The sequence below is a fragment of the Runella sp. R0.1_18 genome (genome assembly GCF_057652155.1).
The window spans coordinates 99,754-116,178 of the sequence record NZ_JBYFCK010000008.1; the positions used below are offsets into that span (position 1 = coordinate 99,754).

The window sequence follows — 16,425 nt, forward strand, 5'->3', positions numbered from 1 at the left end:
CATGCTATTACACTACATTAAGATTCTGGTTCGGAAGCAACCGATTTTTACCACCATCAACTTTGCGGGGCTTGTGTTAGGGATGGCAGCAAGCTTATTGTTGTTTCGGTATGTGCGTTATGAACAAACATACGATTTACAAAGCCCACACGCAGAACATATCTGGCGAGTGTATAACCAAACCATCAACGGCAAAAGTGTAATCAATCAAGACGCCAACACGCACAGCGCCGTAGGGCCTACCCTCAAAGCCACCGTGCCAAGCGTGGTCGATTACGCCCGTTTGTACTGCGGTAATACACCCGAAGCAACGGTCGTAGTCGGCAATCAGCCTTTTGATATTAGTCGATACTATGCCACCGACCAAGGGTTTTTGCGCATGTTTCCCCAAAAAATCGTGGAAGGAAACGCCCAAAACTGCTTGACTGCGCCGCATACGGTCATTTTGACCAGCACAACGGCAAAGCGTTTATTTGGGAACGAACACGTAGTGGGCAAAGGGCTGCGTCTCAAGGATGGTCGCTTAGCAGGAACCTACATCGTGACGGCAGTGGTGGCAGACCCTCCCAAAAATACCCACCTCAAGTTTGATATGTTGGTGTCGTATGCGTCGCGGTATTCGCGGGGGCATGAAGACAATTTTGAGTCGTACTGGGACTATAATTATTTCCAATTAGCGCCCGATGCTTCGACCGACGGTGTGACCAAAAAATTAGCCGAAATCAACCAGACTTTCCTCAAAAAAGAGGGAATCCAGCTCGTGATTCAGCCTTTTAAGGACATTCACCTGTATTCCAACCTTACCTACGAACTCGAACCGAACGGCAGCGCGCGTACCGTGCAGTTTCTGGGTATCATTGCTTTGGTGATATTGGTGATTGCTTTTGTGAATTATATCAACTTAACAACGGCCCTTGCCAACGAACGCGGCAAAGAAGTAGGCGTACGAAAAGTGCTGGGCGCAAGCCGTGGCACGCTCACCCAACAGTTTTTGTGGGAAAGTTTTGTCATAAGCAGCGTGGCGTTCGGGACGGCAGTGGTCGGCGTACAGCTATCAACCGACTGGTTTGGGGGCATCGTTGGCCGTGATTTATCGGTGAGTAACACCGTTGATGGGGTGTATTGGGGCGTAAGTATTGGGTTTATTGTCCTGATATGGTTTGTGGCGGGGCTATATCCTGCCTTGCAGCTTTCGGGTTTTCGACCTGTGGAAGTATTGCGGGGGAGATTTGTGGCGGGCAATACCGAAACGCTTCGCAAAAGCTTGGTGGTGGTTCAGTTTGCCTGCTCGGCGGGGCTGATTTTTGGGGTTTTGGTGATTGAAAAACAATTACATTTCCTAAATAACCACGAACTTGGTGTGCAACTCGACCAGTTGGTGTCGGTCAAAGTCCCTGCGTCTGAAGACACCAGAGACAGCACGATTTTTAGAAAACTAGCGCTTTTTAAGTCGGAATGTGCAAAGATTGTGGGGATTGAAGGCACGTCTTCGTCCAACATCGTTCCAGGTTTGGGTATCAATACCATTGCGGGAAGCAACCGCCCGCTTCATTGGGTAAAGAAACCTGATTTTGCCAAAATTACTTCCTATTTTGTGGAAACCGACCAGGACTTTTTTCCTTTGTTTGGGATTCGACTGTTGGCAGGGAAACACCAGTTCTTCCTTGACCGCGTAGCGCGATTTAACACCATTACCATCAACGAAACCATGCGAAAAGCCCTCGGTTTCCCGTCGCCCGAAGCGGCCATTGGTCAACAAATTGCCTATGAAAATAGCGAAAATAATGCCTCCATGACGGTAGGGGCAGTGGTAGAAGATTTTCACATCGAATCGCTCAAAAGTACGCCCAAGCCTACTTTTTACTACTGTTTTGCGCCGCAAGAGCTGGGGTATTTGACCTTAAAAATGAATGCCCGCCACTTGGAAGCGTCGCTTGGTGCGATGCAACTTGCGTGGAAACAAATCTACCCTGAGGAGCCGTTTCGCTATTGGTTTTTGGACGAAAATTTTGCCCACCAATACCAAAATGAGCGCCAATTTAATCGAGTGTTTGGCATTTTCGCCGTGTTTGCCATTGCGATTTCGTGCTTGGGTATTTTGGGGCTGACGGCTTACAATGTACAGCGCCGTCGCAAAGAAATTGGCATTCGTAAAGTATTGGGGGCATCGGTATTTAGTATTACGGTGATGCTCTCGACCAATTTCCTCAAGCTGATTGCTTTCGCGGTCGTGTTGGCTACGCCCGTTGCTTATTACCTCATGCGTCAGTGGTTGCAAGAGTTTGCCTACCAGACCGAAATCAGCTGGTGGGTTGTTGCCCTCACGGCCGTGGGGGTGCTGGCCGTGGCACTGTTGACGGTTAGCGTTCAGTCCGTCAAAGCGGCGTTGATGAATCCTGTCAAATCGTTGAAATCAGAATGATTTCCCGTAGAGACGTTGCATTTAGACTTACCAAGTTTAGCCAGTGCGATTGTGGTCAAACTTGGTAAGTCTTGCTATTCAAACAATTAAGGTTTTTTAACAGACCCTCAATGCGTTTTGTACGTACCTTGCTGCGCCATTTTAAACGTACAAAACCATGCTTCAGAATTACTTCAAAATCGGCTGGCGCAGCCTGAAAAAGAACAAGTTATACGCCATTATCAACATCTTTGGGCTTTCAGTAGGCATTACCTTTACGATGCTGATGGGAAGCTACGTTTGGGGAGAATGGCGGGTAAACGCCGAACTAAAAGACCTCGACCGCCAATACATGCTCAAGTCGAAATGGAAACAGCCAAACATGGGCATCGAAATCACGACCATTGCGCCGTTGGCCAAAGCGTTGAAAGAAAATTTTCCTTCGTTGGTAGAAGACTATTATCATTTTGACGCCGTTACATCGGTAGTATCAAAAGGCGATAAACACTTTCGCGAAGACCTTCAGCTAGGCGATTCTACCCTGTTGTCCATGTACGGATTTCCATTGTTGGAGGGGGATTCCAAAACGGCCCTGAGTCAGCCCAATTCGGTGGTTATTTCTCAAAAAACGGCGCTGAAATATTTCGGAAAAACCAATGTAGTAGGCCAAACGCTCCAAATTGAGTCCTTTTCGGGCGAGCGCCGCGATTTTATGGTGTCAGGCGTTTTGGCCAATATCCCCTACAATTCCGTGACGCAGTTTGTGTCGAGCGAAATACCTATCTTACTTCCACTGAGGAGTTTGGCATTCTTTGGCCGCGACGGCGCCATGACCTCTTGGGATAACGTGTATGTGGTCAATTACCTGAAACTCCGAACGGGGGCAAGCCTTCCTGCCTTGAAACGAGCCATTGCGCAGCTGATAGCCACCCATTCCTCCAAAGTAATTCAAGAAAACATCGAAGTTATTCCTACGCCCCTTGCCACCCTCTACCGCGAAGAAAACAACGGCCTGGTTAACAAAACAGTCGCGACACTGAGCTTGGTTGCGTTTTTTATTTTGCTCATGGCCGTGGTCAATTTCGTCAACCTTTCGATGGGTGGTTCGGCGGCACGCCTCAAAGAAATTGGCGTTCGGAAGTCGCTTGGGAGTACCAAAACCCAATTAATGCGGCAATTTTTGGCCGAATCAACCATTTTAGCCTTGTTTAGCACGGTTGTTTCGTGGGGTTTGTACGAGCTTTTACGCCCTTCGTTTAGTGAATTTTTGGGCAAAGACCTTCTTCCTTTTACGAGCGCCCCGTTGGCCTTTTTATCGTTGGGAATCGGTTTGGGAATGCTTGTAGGGGGCTTGGCGGGAGCATATCCTGCGTTTGTACTTTCTTCGTTGCCCTCGGTGGAGTCTATCAAAGGCAAGCTCAAAAACGTGAAAGAAAACCGTCTTTTTAAATATTCGCTCATGGTGGGGCAGTTTTCGGTGGCGTTGTTTGTGTTTGGGGCGGCAGTTATCATCACAAATCAGGTCAATTATTTTTTTGAAAAAGAACTGGGATACTCCAAAGAGGCGATTGTGTGGGCGTCTGTCCCGCGCGACTGGTCGGCGAAGGGCGTGGCCAAAATGGAAACCATTCGCAATGAAATGGCGCGTTTGCCGCAGGTAAGCGAAGTATCATTGTCGTACGAAATCCCCGACGGGCGTACGGGTTTTCAGTCGGGCGTTTTTAAACTAGGGCAAGATTCTACCCAAGCGACGTTTATGCCTGTATTGCAAACCGACGAGCACTATGCCCAAACCTACCAGATTCCGATGGCGAGCGGGATTTATTTTGGTCAAAATCCAGCGGTGGGTGCTCAAGTACCACTCGTCATCAATCAATCGGCGGCCAAAAAACTCGGTTTTACGCCCGAAAGCGCGCTTGGGCAGCAAGTGCGTTTGGTGGGTTTTGGGCAACTTTTCCACATCGTAGGCGTCACCAAAGATTTCCATTTTCAATCCATGCGGGACCAAGTTGGGGCTTTGGCTTTTGTTCACCTCAAAACCCTGAATAACTACCGCTACTTTTCGTTCAAATTGCGCCCTTCTACCGTGGCAGAGGGTGTTGTGGCGGTAGAAAACAAATGGCGAGAATTACTCCCTGGTGCTCCTTTTGAGTATAAGTTCTTAGATGACATGCTTCAAAAGTTATATCAAACCGAAATTCGTCTCAAAAAAGCTGCTCACACGGCTACGTTGTTGGCCATCATCATTGTGTTATTGGGGGTGGTCGGCATGGTGTCGCTAAGTGTGGCGCGTCGCACCAAAGAACTTGGAATTCGTAAGGTCTTGGGTGCTTCGCCTGCAAGTTTGGTGGGCTTGTTTTTGAAGGAGTTTTTGGTGGTAGCGGCCTTGGCGACGGCAGTTGCGTTTCCGTTGGTATTTGTAAGTATGAAAAATTGGCTTCAAAGCTATGCCTATCGGGTCGAAATGAGCTGGACATCGTTTGCGTTTGTGGCAGGAAGTTTCGGAATTGTTATCATTCTTCTGGTAAGTGTGCAAACCATAAAGGCTTCATTATCAAACCCTACGCATTCGATAAAAGTCGAATAACAAACTTTTACATTTCGTTTACATTCTTTTACGGGAAAAATTCTGTGGTTTTTGTAGGTTAAGATACTTTTGCTCACATCAAAAAGTAAACACCTAAAAACAACCACTTAAAATGAAAACACTACAACGAATGATGAGCGTGGCCTGCCTCGTAGGAGCAGCGTTGGTGGGGCACGCTCAATCGAAATTTTCCAATTGTTCGGCTGTTTTTATTGATAATAGACCAGTCGTGAATGACTACTCGCCCACGGGAAAATGTTCCTTGACGCAAGACGCACAGGGGACGCTTTCGGTGGCTGAAGCGACCTACGAAAATAACCAGTGGCACCAGACCGCAGCGATTGACTTCATGGTGGCGATTCGGGACAAAAACAGCAAAACGTTGACGATGTTCTCGAAGGAGGTGTACCAAAAAGTGGACATCAAAAACGTGCTTTCAAAATGCAATAAAGGAGACGCAATCGTGCTATTGACGTTAAAAGACTCCTACGCACTCCCTCACAACGAAATCGTAATTCACTAACTATCAAATCTCTTCAAAATCATGAAAAAGCTATCATTTATTGGACTTGCTGCACTCGGTATTCTCGTTTTCGTAGCGGCAACTACCGCTGTTCCAACCGTTAATTCGACCAACGACGCTAAAATGGCCGTGGCATTGCTCTTAGACGGTCAGCCATTAGACCAAGCAGGGTTGTCAACTGTCAGCAGCGGCGTTTTGACCGTAAACTCTTTAGAATCAGATTCAAAAATGCCTTTTCGCATTTATTTAAAACGCGGTGACCAAAAACTGAGTTTTGGAGGGCAAACCAACGGAAAAGAGCAATACGAAGCTGAAATTGGTTTTTTGGTGTCACGGGCACGTTTTGGTGACGCGTTGGTGGTAGAAACCGTGGGAAATGCGGCCGAAAATCAAAAGCCCAAAGTGGTATTTACCAAATATCTTTTCCCCCTTAATTTTAAGAAACTGACGGCTCAAAATGGCGACGGCTGCTAGGCATTTATGATAAAACAGCGCATTCTTACGCTACTTGTTACCTTGTTTTTTACTCAGACAGGCATTGCCCAATCCACTGGTACTTTTACCGACTCACGCGATGGGCAAACGTATAAAACGTTCAGCTTTAAAAATGCTTCGACCAACACCACATTTACCTGGATGTCCCAAAACCTGAACTACAAAGTGCAGGGGAGCTACGCTTATGATGAGAAAGAGAGCAATCGAAAAGAGCTAGGCTTGCTTTACACCTGGGAAGCAGCGAAAAAAGCCTGCCCCAGCGGTTGGCATTTAGCAACGGATAGTGAATGGTCTATGTTGGTGACTAAATTTGGTGGAACCGACAAGGCTGGCGAAGCCCTGAAAAGCATCAAAGGTTGGGCTGAAGACGGCAACGGTACGAACAGCAGTGGGTTTAACGGGCTTCCAGCAGGTATTCGCAGAAATAATCTTTATGAGGTGATGAGTGTGATGGGTTTCTGGTGGACGGCCACACCCACGGATGAGGAGGGTAAAGCTTGGGAATGGAACTTCAGTTATGGTGGCCCTGGAGAAAAACCACTTAAAACAAAAGCGTTCCGTTTCCCTGGCTCTGTTTCTTACGCAGTATCTGTTCGTTGCGTTCGGGATTGATTTATCTAGCGTATGCAGCGGGTCAGAAATAAAATGAATCGTTGAGTTTGAAATCATTTGTCAATTATCATTTCTATTGTCCGTCCTACTAAAAGACCCTTTTACAATGAAAGTGAAATCAGATAGACAAAACCTGTTTGTTCTTGGCTGGACAGTTTTGATTATAGTAATAAACTCTTGCAATAGTCAAAGTCAATCAACTAAGGAAAATCAGATTGTTCATTCTCAAATTGACACCCCACGGTTGAAATACACGAAAGGAGTTCGTTCAATTTTAGAAGATAGTAAAGGAAATAGTTGGTTTGGCAGTCATAACGAAGGTGTGTGTATGCTTCGGAATGGTCGGTTGCACTATTTTACAACCCAAAACGGATTGAGCGATAATCAGGTGAGGAGCATTTATGAAGATAAAAATGGTCTCATCTGGTTTGAGTGTGGAATGGGGTTAAGTAGATATGATGGTGAAAAAATGACTGTTTACAATGAAAGAAAGTATGATTCAGAAAACGGGTGGAAATTAACGGATAGTGACCTTTGGTTTAAAGGGGATGAAACTGCGGGTTACAATAAACTTGAAGGTGGGCCAGGCGTGTATCAATATGATGGAAAACACCTCTATTACCGCAGCTTCCCAATAAAACCAAAACTAGGAGAGGAAAACGCTTATTCAATTTCAACCCCTTTTGTCAGAAGTAAAAATGGAACGGTTTGGTTTGGAACCTATAATGCCTTGATTGGGCATGATGGTAAGCAATTTAAAATATATACCGATGACTCATTAGGATTAAAAGGCTCCCCAACCGAATCTCTGCATATTCGGTGCATAATGGAAGACAGCAAAGGTAATTTATGGATTGGAAACAATAGCGGTAGCAGTCCAATTGGTGGCATCGGGGTATTAAAATATGATGGCAAACAATTCATCCATTTTACAAAACAACATCAGTTAAGAAAGGAAGACACCAAAGGTAATTCCTTGGACAGAGTTTTTTCAATAGGTGAGGATACTTTGGGGAATATTTGGTTTGGAACAGTAGCGTCAGGTGTGTGGCGATATGATGGCCATACCATGAAAAATTTTACCCAAAAAGATGGCCTAGATGGTGACTTTGTTTGGATTATTTACAAAAGCAAAGCGGGTGAATTGTGGTTTGGCGGAGGCCCCAATGGTGTGTATCGTTTCAATGGCAAGTCTTTTGAAAGAAAATATTAACTAAAAGCCCAAAATATATATTGCTAGGCAGCTTTCTTTAACTATTACTCGCTGATTAATGACCATATAAAGCCCTTTTTCAGCGAGAATCAGCGTTTGTAATTCTGCGGCTTTCTGCGGGTAAAAAATAAAATTATGAAAAAAATAGCGCCCCTTTTAACATCACTGCTCCTTGTGGTTCTTTTTTGTACATCTTGCAGCGGACAAGAAAAAACAAATACACAAAAAGGCTCAAATACACCCAAACCAAGCCCTAAAGTCGTAAAGAATTTTAAGGCCACTGGTTTTGCGCCCGATTTTGACACGACCTTGGTGAGTCAATACATCCGAAGCATTTTTCAGGATTCAAAAGGAAATTTGTGGTTTGGTACCATAGGCGAAGGAGTAGCTCGGTACGATGAAAAAAACCTGACCTATTTTTCCAATCCTGACGGATTTTATAACCAAACCGTTTATGCTATCAATGAAGATAAAGAGGGTAACATGTGGTTTGGCACCGACCAAGGCGTGTATAAATATGATCCCAGACAGGCAGTCGGCAAGACATTCAGAAATTATAATCAAAAGGATGGCCTGGCCTATGTTGATATAACTCGAAAGGGCATTCTTGTTGACAAATCTGGTACGGTTTGGGTAGGTACGCACGGCGGCGTTTACCGCTACGACCCTGTGGCAGATAGCGAAGGCCGAAAAAGTTTTTCCCTATTTAAAGAACTTGGCACGGTCAATATTGCAGGTATTATGGAAGATAAAAATGGAAACATCTGGTTTGCGTCTTCTAATCAAGGTGTCTTTCGCTATGATCCCAGACGGGCAGTTGGGAAAACAATTGTAAATTTTAATGAAAAAGAAGGTTTGGGCGAGAACTACGCAGGTGGGATTGCCCAAGACAAAGCGGGCAATTTGTGGTTTACCATGAAAAATGGCATTTGTCGTTACGATGGAAAAACATTCACAGAATATACGCCCAAAGACGGATTAGGCGGAACAGAGTTTTGGGGACTCATTATTGAACAGTCGGGTATCATTTGGATTACCGCCCGAGGTGCTACTACGAGGTTTGATCCTTCCGTTCCACTCCCCAACCCCAAAGCATTTACCGTGTTTACACCCGCTGACGGTTTAAATTGTTGCGTACAAAGCATGTTTCAGGATAAAGCAGGAAATGTATGGTGGGGTACGGGGCAAGGGCTCTATCGCTTTGATGGCCAACGCTTTTATCAAGTGAAAAAGAACGGACCTTGGTAAGATTTTGCCTACTTATAAGCTATTTCTACTAAATTTGATACAGAACTTATGGAAATCATGACGGGGAAATTGGCAATTGGAGCTTCATTGTTGGTCATCAGCCTGCTGTTTGGTCAGTTGGCATGGATAAGCCCTGCCCCCGAGGAAACCAACCAACAACGTTTTGAAGAAAAAACCAATCTCGCACTTCGCCGCACGGGACATCGTCTGCTGTTGGCAAGCGGCGATTCTACATCTCGTATTCCTGCGGTCAAAAAATTAGGGGCTAATTCGTATGTAATTCAGCTAAACAGACCGTTTGATTACGACAAACTACCTCCTTTGTTACAGGAATCGCTTGATATTCATGGCATTAAAAGCAATTATGATGTAGCAGTCGTGGACTGTAAAACCAACGAGCTGCAATTGGGCTATAATTTTATGGATTACTCCAAAAGCAAGGAAGTCGCCTGTATTGGTCGTGAGCAATTGATGGGTTGTTATAATTTAAAAATAACGTTTGCATCTTCTGCCAACCCTCCTAGCTCAACGAATCCCGTTTGGTGGACGTTGGGGCTGGGCTTGGTTTTGGTCGGTGTTTCGTATGGCGTGTGGTCGCGAAAAAAAACAATGCTGCCGCCAACCACAGAAACACCTCACGAACAGCCTATTGACAATCCTGCCCGACTGACCTTTGGAGCGTCGAGCATGGATTTAGAAAATCAACTGCTCTACACGCCCAACTCGCAGCATAACCTTACCTATCGGGAGGCAAAATTGCTTCATTTGTTTATCAAAAACCAGAATCAACTTCTTGAACGCGAGTTTATTCTTAAATCGGTGTGGGAAGACGAGGGCATTATTGTGGGGCGTAGTATTGATGTCTTCGTTTCACGCCTGCGGAAATTGCTTCAGGAAGATGCTTCGTTAAAAATCGCGGCTGTTCATGGCGTTGGCTATCGTCTGGAAGTCAAAGCAAATGAAGACGTTTGATTGTTTCAATCTTCTTTTCCCTGCCATTAATTTTATAAAAATATACCTCACAGATATTTGATAATTTTCATCAAGAAAAGCCCTCATTTATACAGAATTACGACCACGTTGATTGCCAATAAAGGCGAAGTCCCTCAGACGTCGGGAGGAACGAGGCAACAACCACAAAACCGTTGTCAACCAACGCACCGTGAAATCAGCGAAAAGAAGCCCTTTATGAGTACAACCGCAATTACCTTCAGGAACAGCGTTGGCAAAAAATCATTATTATCGAAAAATTTCATAAAACTGTCTTTCATTGCCGTCCTCATTGCCTATTATTTTATGGACAAATGGTTGCAGGATTTTGCCTACCGAATACAGGTTTCATGGCGTATTTTTGGTTACACGGCCTTGGTCATGCTCTTCATTTCTTTGCTGACCATCAGCTACCAAGCCATCAAAGCGGCGCTGAGAAATCCCGTAGATTCGCTTCGGTCAGAGTAATACAGCGCCTTTAGCCACAACAACCCACTTTATAAAGTCACAAATTTCCCTAAAAACCCCTAATTTTGCGCTACAAATAAAGCCCCTCACCCCAAAGGGGGATTTGTACGTACCATAAAAAAGCTCCCCATTGGGGCAGGGGGCTGGGTTATCTATGAAAATTTCCTACAATTGGCTTAAGCAACTCATTGATATTCAGGAGTCTCCCGAAGAGGTTGGTAAATTATTGACGGCAACGGGCTTGGAAGTAGAAGGAATCGACCCCGTCGAACGTGTCAAAGGCGGATTGGAAGGAATCGTGGTGGGAGAAGTCCTTACCTGCGAGCCGTTTACTGTCAAAGAAAAAACATTACACCTCACCACCGTTGATACTGGCGCAGGTGAACCCAGTTCGATTGTCTGTGGAGCAGCCAACGTTGCTGCGGGGCAGAAAGTGATTGTGGCTACCGTAGGGGCAACGATTTACCCCACCGAAGGCGAGCCGTTTACGATTGGCAAACGCAAAGTTTACGGACAACCATCGGAAGGGATGATTTGTGCCGAAGACGAAATCGGTATCGGTCATTCTCACGCGGGTATCATGGTGCTAGATACCGATTTGCCCAACGGAACTCCCGCTGCGCAATATTTTGGTGTATTGCCTGACTACGTGATTGAAATTGGTCTCACCCCTAACCGCGCCGACGCGGCGTCGCACCTTGGTGTAGCTCGCGACTTAAAAGCTGTTTGGGGACGTGAGTTAACCAAACCATCGGTAGAAGCATTCGACCAATTGCCAGTAACCAATCTCTCGTCACCCATCGAAGTAACCGTTGAAAATACGGAAGCCGCACCACGTTATGCGGGGGTTTGTTTGGCAGGATTGACTGTTGGCGAATCGCCCGAGTGGCTCAAAGAAAAGTTGCAAGCGGTAGGAGTGCGTTCGATTAACAATGTCGTGGACATCACCAACTTCATTTGTCACGAATTGGGACAGCCACTCCATGCTTTCGATGCTGCAAAAATCACTGGCAATAAAGTCATCGTGAAAAACCTTCCAGAAGGAACTCCTTTTGTGACCCTCGACGGCGTAGAACGCAAGCTGTCTGCGCGTGACTTGATGATTTGCAACGCCGAAGAGCCCATGTGTATCGGGGGTGTTTTTGGTGGAACAAAATCAGGCGTGACTGAAAACACAACGGCGATTTTCTTGGAATCCGCTTATTTTTCACCAGCGTCGATTCGTAAAACGGGTACTTTCCATACCCTCAAAACCGATGCCTCTTTCCGTTTTGAGCGTGGAACAGACCCTAACATGCCTATTTATGCCCTCAAACGTGCGGCATTGCTACTATTGGAAGTAGCAGGTGGGCACATTGCGTCGGAAGTGGTGGACATTTACCCTAATCCCATTCCAAACCATGAGGTAGCGGTAAAATACAGAAACATTGACCGCTTGATTGGGAAATCGCTTGACCGCGACCTGATTAAGCAGATTTTGACCAGCCTCGACATCGAAATCCAAAACGAAACACCCGAAGGTTTCTTGGCATCGGTAGCGCCTTATCGGGTGGATGTAACCCGTGAAGCTGATATTGTGGAAGAAATTTTGCGGATTTATGGGTTCGACAACATCGAGTTGTCGGAACACTTGTCGGCCAACTTCCTTTCAGGTTTCCCGTTGGTGGACCCCGACAAACAGAAATTACGCATTGCTAACATCTTGGCAGGAAATGGCTTCAACGAAACCATGACCAATTCGCTCACCAAACCAGCTTATAACGAAGCCGTGCGGGCAAGTTTGGTCGGGGAAGATGTAGTGATGCTCAATCCACTCAGCGAAGACTTGTCGGTAATGCGTCAGACGATGTTGTTCTCAGGGTTAGAAACCTTGGCTTACAACCTTAACCGCCGTCAGCGTGACCTCAAAATTTGTGAATTTGGGAAAACCTACCACAAAGTAGAAGGTAAATACAAAGACGTTGCGCACCTTGTGCTGTTAATGGCAGGACACCAACAAGCCGAAAGTTGGGTAGCCAAAGACCAAAAGCTCGTTTTCCACGATTTAGCGTCCATGGTGCATTTGGTGCTTAGTGCGTTTAGAGTACAAGGGCTTGAAAAACAAGAGATTCAGGACAAAACTGTTTTTGAATACGGCCTTACTTATACCGTAAAGAAAAAACCAGTGGTGAGTTTTGGACAAGTAAAAGGTAAACATACCAAAATGCTCGACATCAAGCTGCCTGTGTTTTATGCCGATTTCGACTGGGCGTATTTGTTGAAACAATACCAAGACAAAGTCCGATTTACGGAAGTATCAAAATATCCCGAAGTACGCCGCGATTTGTCGTTGGTGTTGGACAAGACGGTGAGTTTTGAACAAATTCGTCAGATGGCCCAAAAATACGAACGCAATTTGTTGACGAATGTGAACGTTTTTGACGTGTACGAAGGTGAAAACATCGGGGCGGATAAGAAATCGTACTCGGTGAGCTTCACCCTTCAAGATACCGAACAGACACTCACCGATAAAGTGATTGACAAAACGATGCAAAAGCTCATGATGGCTTTTGAGAAAGAACTGGGCGCTGTAATTCGTAAATAGTAGCAAGCGATGCCAAACTTGGAACGGAAACTTGTAACGTATGGCAATAGCGATGTTCTGGAACGACTCAATACGCAGTTTCGCCAGATAGAACAGCGTATCAATACGTTGCAGGTGTCTTTGCAGTTTGAAAAAACGATGCACGACAATTTGAAAATGGAATATGAGCGGCTCATAAAGTTAAATAATGAGCAAAGTGAAGAACTGAGAGAAGCCCGCCAACAGTTAAGAACCTTAAAAGCCGAACACAAACAATTGCGCGAAAAAGAAGTTTCTTTGAAGGAAAAGTTAAATAATTTCAAACAATTGTCTATAATTGTAAAAAACCCGAAAAACGCCAACGCGATAACGGAACTGAATAGCAAATTGGACGATTACATTCGATACATAGAGGAAACGATAACGCTGTTACGAACTATTTGATTTGACACCAATGGAACCCAAAAAGAGACGGCCTCCCATCAATATCACAATTGGTAACAAATCGTTTGAACTTCGTACAAGCTCTGAGTTTGAGGAAGAATTGATACGGAAAGCCGCCAAACTGGTGACAGAGCAAATAGAATATCGAATGACAAATAAAAAAGGAGAAGTAAATTTAGAAGAAATACTGTCGATGGTTTGCCTTGATGCTACAGTAGCACGCTTAAAAGGTGACTATGATTTGAGGACATTGAAAGAAGATGTCTTCAAGAATTTAGACACGATACAAAATAACTTCCAATCGACAACATAGCCCTAAGTCAGCTTTTTTGTCAAAATCGTTCTTGAACCAATCAGTCTTGCTTCGTTCGTTGATGGGCGTTGGGAATATGTTAAACCAACAAACACACAGCACAAAAAAATGGATCCAATATTATTGCTTGATGCCGCCATCTCGGCAGCCGTTGGAGCAGCTATCATGTATTTTGCCATCAAAAAAGCCAATAAAAAGATGGAAGATGATGCTCAACAGCGCGCCGCTGAGATTGTGAAGAATGCAGAAATTTCGGCCGAAAATATAAAGAAAGACCGTATCCTTGAGGCCAAAGAAAAATACCTCAAGTTGAAAAGTGAGTTTGAGGAAGATTCAAACAAGAAGAAACAAATTATTCTTCAGAACGAGCAGAAAATCAAACAGCGCGAGCAGCAACTCAACCAGATGACGGAGCAGAATAAACGTCGTGAAAATGAGTTGGAAAACTTGCGTAAAAATCTCGAACAACAAACTGAAGTAGCGACCAAACGTCGCGAAGAAGCCGAAAAAATGCACCGCTCTCAGGTAGAGCAATTGGAACGCATTGCTAACCTTACGGCCGAACAAGCGAAACAGCAGTTGGTGGAGGCAATTCAGGCAGATGCCCAAACGCAGGCGTCAGCGTTTATCAAAAATACCATCGACGAGGCAAAACTTACCGCTACCAAAGAGGCCAAGAAAATCGTTATCGAGACGATTCAGCGCACGGCTTCGGAACATGCCATCGAAAATACGGTTTCGGTATTCAACATCGAAAGTGACGACGTAAAAGGTAAAATCATCGGTCGCGAAGGGCGTAATATCCGCGCACTCGAAGCCGCTACGGGTTGCGAAATCATCGTGGACGATACGCCTGAAGCCATTGTTATTTCAGGTTTTGACCCTGTTCGTCGTGAAATCGCCCGCTTGTCGTTGCACCGTTTGGTACAAGATGGCCGTATTCACCCCGCACGTATCGAAGAGGTGGTGTCTAAAACCAAGAAAAACATCGAAGACGAAATTGTTGAAATTGGGGAGCGTACTGTCATTGAATTGGGCGTACACGGCTTGCACCCTGAGTTGGTGAAAATGGTCGGTCGGATGCGTTTCCGCTCGTCGTACGGTCAAAACTTGCTCCAGCACTCACGCGAGGTGGCACGTCTTTGCGCAGCCATGGCGGCCGAGTTGGGCTTAAATGCGAAATTGGCTAAACGGGCGGGACTTTTGCACGACATTGGAAAGGTTTGGCCCGAAGAATCAGAATTGCCACACGCAATTTTGGGTATGGAGTTAGCTAAGAAATACAAAGAAAACCCAGAGGTTTGCAACGCGATTGGTGCTCACCACGATGAAATTGAAATGACAAGCATGATGTCGCCGATTATTCAGGTGTGTGATGCCATCTCAGGTTCTCGCCCAGGTGCTCGCCGCGAAATGATGGAATCGTACATCCAACGTTTGAAAGACCTCGAAAACTTGGCAACCAGCTTCCCAGGTGTGGACAAATGTTATGCCATTCAGGCGGGGCGTGAGTTGCGCGTGATTGTTAATTCAGACACTGTAAATGACGAAACAGCCAGCAAGCTTTCGTTTGATATTTCGCAAAAAATTGAGAAAGAAATGCAGTATCCTGGCCAGATTAAAGTGACGGTTATCCGCGAGATGCGCTCGGTCGCTTACGCTAAATAAGCAAGCAAAAGACAAATAGGTAAAGGGCAAATGCGCTTTGCCTAGGTCTAAATAACCTATATTTTCTTCGTCCGAAGACGTACAAATGTTGTCCGTTTTCGGACGTTTTTTATTTTTGTGGTATGGCTTTAGGTTTGATAATCAGCAGAATAGCATACTGGCACAACTCGTGTAATTACTACAAACTATACATTATACAACAGCACAATTCATGATTCAGCTCAAAGGTATTTCTAAGTATTATCCCGCAGGGTTTGGGAAAACGTACGTACTACGAAACATCAATTTAGACATAAATGAAGGGGAGTTTGTGTCCATCATGGGCCCGTCAGGCTCAGGGAAGTCCACCCTTTTACACATTTTAGGATTGTTGGAAGAACCATCCGAAGGCGAATATTTCTTCTTTGACGAACGCGTGGACAAACTCAGCGAGAAAAAACGCACCGAATTACACCGCCACCGCATTGGGTTTGTTTTTCAAGCTTACCATTTGATTGATGAGCTAACGGTTTATGAAAACATCGAGACGCCGTTGTTGTACAAAGGAACGTCGTCGGCAGAACGAAAAAGCAGGGTTGCCGAATTACTCGACCGTTTCAACATGGTGGCTAAAAAAGATTTATTCCCAAGTCAACTTTCGGGAGGGCAGCAGCAGTTGGTCGGTATTGCACGTGCGATTGTTCACGAACCAAGCATCATTTTTGCCGACGAACCGACGGGAAATTTACATTCCGAACAAGCCCAGCAAATCATGGAGCTGTTCAAAGAACTCAACGAAAAAGACAAGGTGTCTATCGTACAAGTAACTCACTCAGAAGTTAATGCCACCTATGGAAATCGGGTGATACGATTGAAAGACGGCTGGGTTTCGTAAGGAGAGATTCATATTATTTGTAGAAA

14 protein-coding genes are annotated in these 16,425 nt (G+C 45.2%); all 14 read left to right on the forward strand.

The annotated features are described in order from the left end of the window. Window position 1 precedes the first annotated feature (1 nt). The 14 genes from AC23P2_RS15735 (at window position 2) to AC23P2_RS15800 (ending at window position 16,399) form a co-directional block, all read left to right on the forward strand. Window positions 2–2,422, forward strand: coding sequence for an ABC transporter permease (locus tag AC23P2_RS15735; protein WP_487774093.1), 2,421 nt, complete (start codon window positions 2–4; stop codon window positions 2,420–2,422). Window positions 2,423–2,579: 157 nt separating this feature from the next. Further along, on the forward strand, window positions 2,580–4,988 hold the full coding sequence (locus AC23P2_RS15740; RefSeq protein WP_487774094.1) for an ABC transporter permease: 2,409 nt from the start codon (window positions 2,580–2,582) through the stop codon (window positions 4,986–4,988). Window positions 4,989–5,100: 112 nt separating this feature from the next. Further along, window positions 5,101–5,511 carry a hypothetical protein gene (locus tag AC23P2_RS15745; protein ID WP_487774095.1) on the forward strand — a complete coding sequence of 137 codons (411 nt, stop codon included), beginning with the start codon at window positions 5,101–5,103 and terminating at the stop codon, window positions 5,509–5,511. Window positions 5,512–5,532: 21 nt separating this feature from the next. Then, entirely contained in the window at window positions 5,533–5,985 is a 453-nt protein-coding gene (locus AC23P2_RS15750; protein WP_487774096.1) for a hypothetical protein, read from the forward strand. 6 nt (window positions 5,986–5,991) lie between these two features. Further along, on the forward strand, window positions 5,992–6,618 hold the full coding sequence (locus tag AC23P2_RS15755; protein ID WP_487774097.1) for an FISUMP domain-containing protein: 627 nt from the start codon (window positions 5,992–5,994) through the stop codon (window positions 6,616–6,618). A gap of 106 nt (window positions 6,619–6,724) precedes the next feature. Further along, window positions 6,725–7,831 (forward strand): ligand-binding sensor domain-containing protein, encoded by a 1,107-nt coding sequence (locus AC23P2_RS15760; RefSeq protein WP_487774098.1) that lies wholly within the window; start codon window positions 6,725–6,727, stop codon window positions 7,829–7,831. Between the two features lie 135 nt (window positions 7,832–7,966). Next, window positions 7,967–9,079: a ligand-binding sensor domain-containing protein gene (locus AC23P2_RS15765; RefSeq protein WP_487774099.1), complete on the forward strand. Its 1,113-nt coding sequence runs from the start codon at window positions 7,967–7,969 to the stop codon at window positions 9,077–9,079. A 48-nt stretch (window positions 9,080–9,127) separates the two neighbouring features. Next, window positions 9,128–10,051: a winged helix-turn-helix domain-containing protein gene (locus tag AC23P2_RS15770; protein WP_487774100.1), complete on the forward strand. Its 924-nt coding sequence runs from the start codon at window positions 9,128–9,130 to the stop codon at window positions 10,049–10,051. Between the two features lie 57 nt (window positions 10,052–10,108). Continuing rightward, complete coding sequence (locus AC23P2_RS15775; RefSeq protein ID WP_487774101.1) at window positions 10,109–10,537, forward strand: ABC transporter permease; 429 nt, start codon at window positions 10,109–10,111, stop codon at window positions 10,535–10,537. A gap of 154 nt (window positions 10,538–10,691) precedes the next feature. Beyond that, window positions 10,692–13,121 carry a phenylalanine--tRNA ligase subunit beta gene (pheT, locus tag AC23P2_RS15780; RefSeq protein ID WP_487774102.1) on the forward strand — a complete coding sequence of 810 codons (2,430 nt, stop codon included), beginning with the start codon at window positions 10,692–10,694 and terminating at the stop codon, window positions 13,119–13,121. A gap of 18 nt (window positions 13,122–13,139) precedes the next feature. Then, entirely contained in the window at window positions 13,140–13,544 is a 405-nt protein-coding gene (locus AC23P2_RS15785) for a hypothetical protein (protein ID WP_487774103.1), read from the forward strand. 10 nt (window positions 13,545–13,554) lie between these two features. Beyond that, window positions 13,555–13,857 (forward strand): cell division protein ZapA, encoded by a 303-nt coding sequence (locus AC23P2_RS15790; protein WP_487774104.1) that lies wholly within the window; start codon window positions 13,555–13,557, stop codon window positions 13,855–13,857. Between the two features lie 165 nt (window positions 13,858–14,022). Further along, window positions 14,023–15,525 carry a ribonuclease Y gene (rny, locus tag AC23P2_RS15795; protein ID WP_487774214.1) on the forward strand — a complete coding sequence of 501 codons (1,503 nt, stop codon included), beginning with the start codon at window positions 14,023–14,025 and terminating at the stop codon, window positions 15,523–15,525. A 211-nt stretch (window positions 15,526–15,736) separates the two neighbouring features. After that, window positions 15,737–16,399 (forward strand): ABC transporter ATP-binding protein, encoded by a 663-nt coding sequence (locus AC23P2_RS15800; RefSeq protein WP_028523520.1) that lies wholly within the window; start codon window positions 15,737–15,739, stop codon window positions 16,397–16,399. Window positions 16,400–16,425 lie beyond the last annotated feature (26 nt).

What these genes read in the sequence shown, in the direction of transcription:
- AC23P2_RS15735 (WP_487774093.1), top strand. Translation starts at nt 2, where the DNA reads ATGCTATTACACTACATTAAGATTCTGGTTCGGAAGCAACCGATTTTT.
- AC23P2_RS15740 (WP_487774094.1), top strand. Translation starts at nt 2,580, where the DNA reads ATGCTTCAGAATTACTTCAAAATCGGCTGGCGCAGCCTGAAAAAGAAC.
- AC23P2_RS15745 (WP_487774095.1), top strand. Translation starts at nt 5,101, where the DNA reads ATGAAAACACTACAACGAATGATGAGCGTGGCCTGCCTCGTAGGAGCA.
- AC23P2_RS15750 (WP_487774096.1), top strand. Translation starts at nt 5,533, where the DNA reads ATGAAAAAGCTATCATTTATTGGACTTGCTGCACTCGGTATTCTCGTT.
- AC23P2_RS15755 (WP_487774097.1), top strand. Translation starts at nt 5,992, where the DNA reads ATGATAAAACAGCGCATTCTTACGCTACTTGTTACCTTGTTTTTTACT.
- AC23P2_RS15760 (WP_487774098.1), top strand. Translation starts at nt 6,725, where the DNA reads ATGAAAGTGAAATCAGATAGACAAAACCTGTTTGTTCTTGGCTGGACA.
- AC23P2_RS15765 (WP_487774099.1), top strand. Translation starts at nt 7,967, where the DNA reads ATGAAAAAAATAGCGCCCCTTTTAACATCACTGCTCCTTGTGGTTCTT.
- AC23P2_RS15770 (WP_487774100.1), top strand. Translation starts at nt 9,128, where the DNA reads ATGGAAATCATGACGGGGAAATTGGCAATTGGAGCTTCATTGTTGGTC.
- pheT (WP_487774102.1), top strand. Translation starts at nt 10,692, where the DNA reads ATGAAAATTTCCTACAATTGGCTTAAGCAACTCATTGATATTCAGGAG.
- AC23P2_RS15790 (WP_487774104.1), top strand. Translation starts at nt 13,555, where the DNA reads ATGGAACCCAAAAAGAGACGGCCTCCCATCAATATCACAATTGGTAAC.
- rny (WP_487774214.1), top strand. Translation starts at nt 14,023, where the DNA reads ATGTATTTTGCCATCAAAAAAGCCAATAAAAAGATGGAAGATGATGCT.
- AC23P2_RS15800 (WP_028523520.1), top strand. Translation starts at nt 15,737, where the DNA reads ATGATTCAGCTCAAAGGTATTTCTAAGTATTATCCCGCAGGGTTTGGG.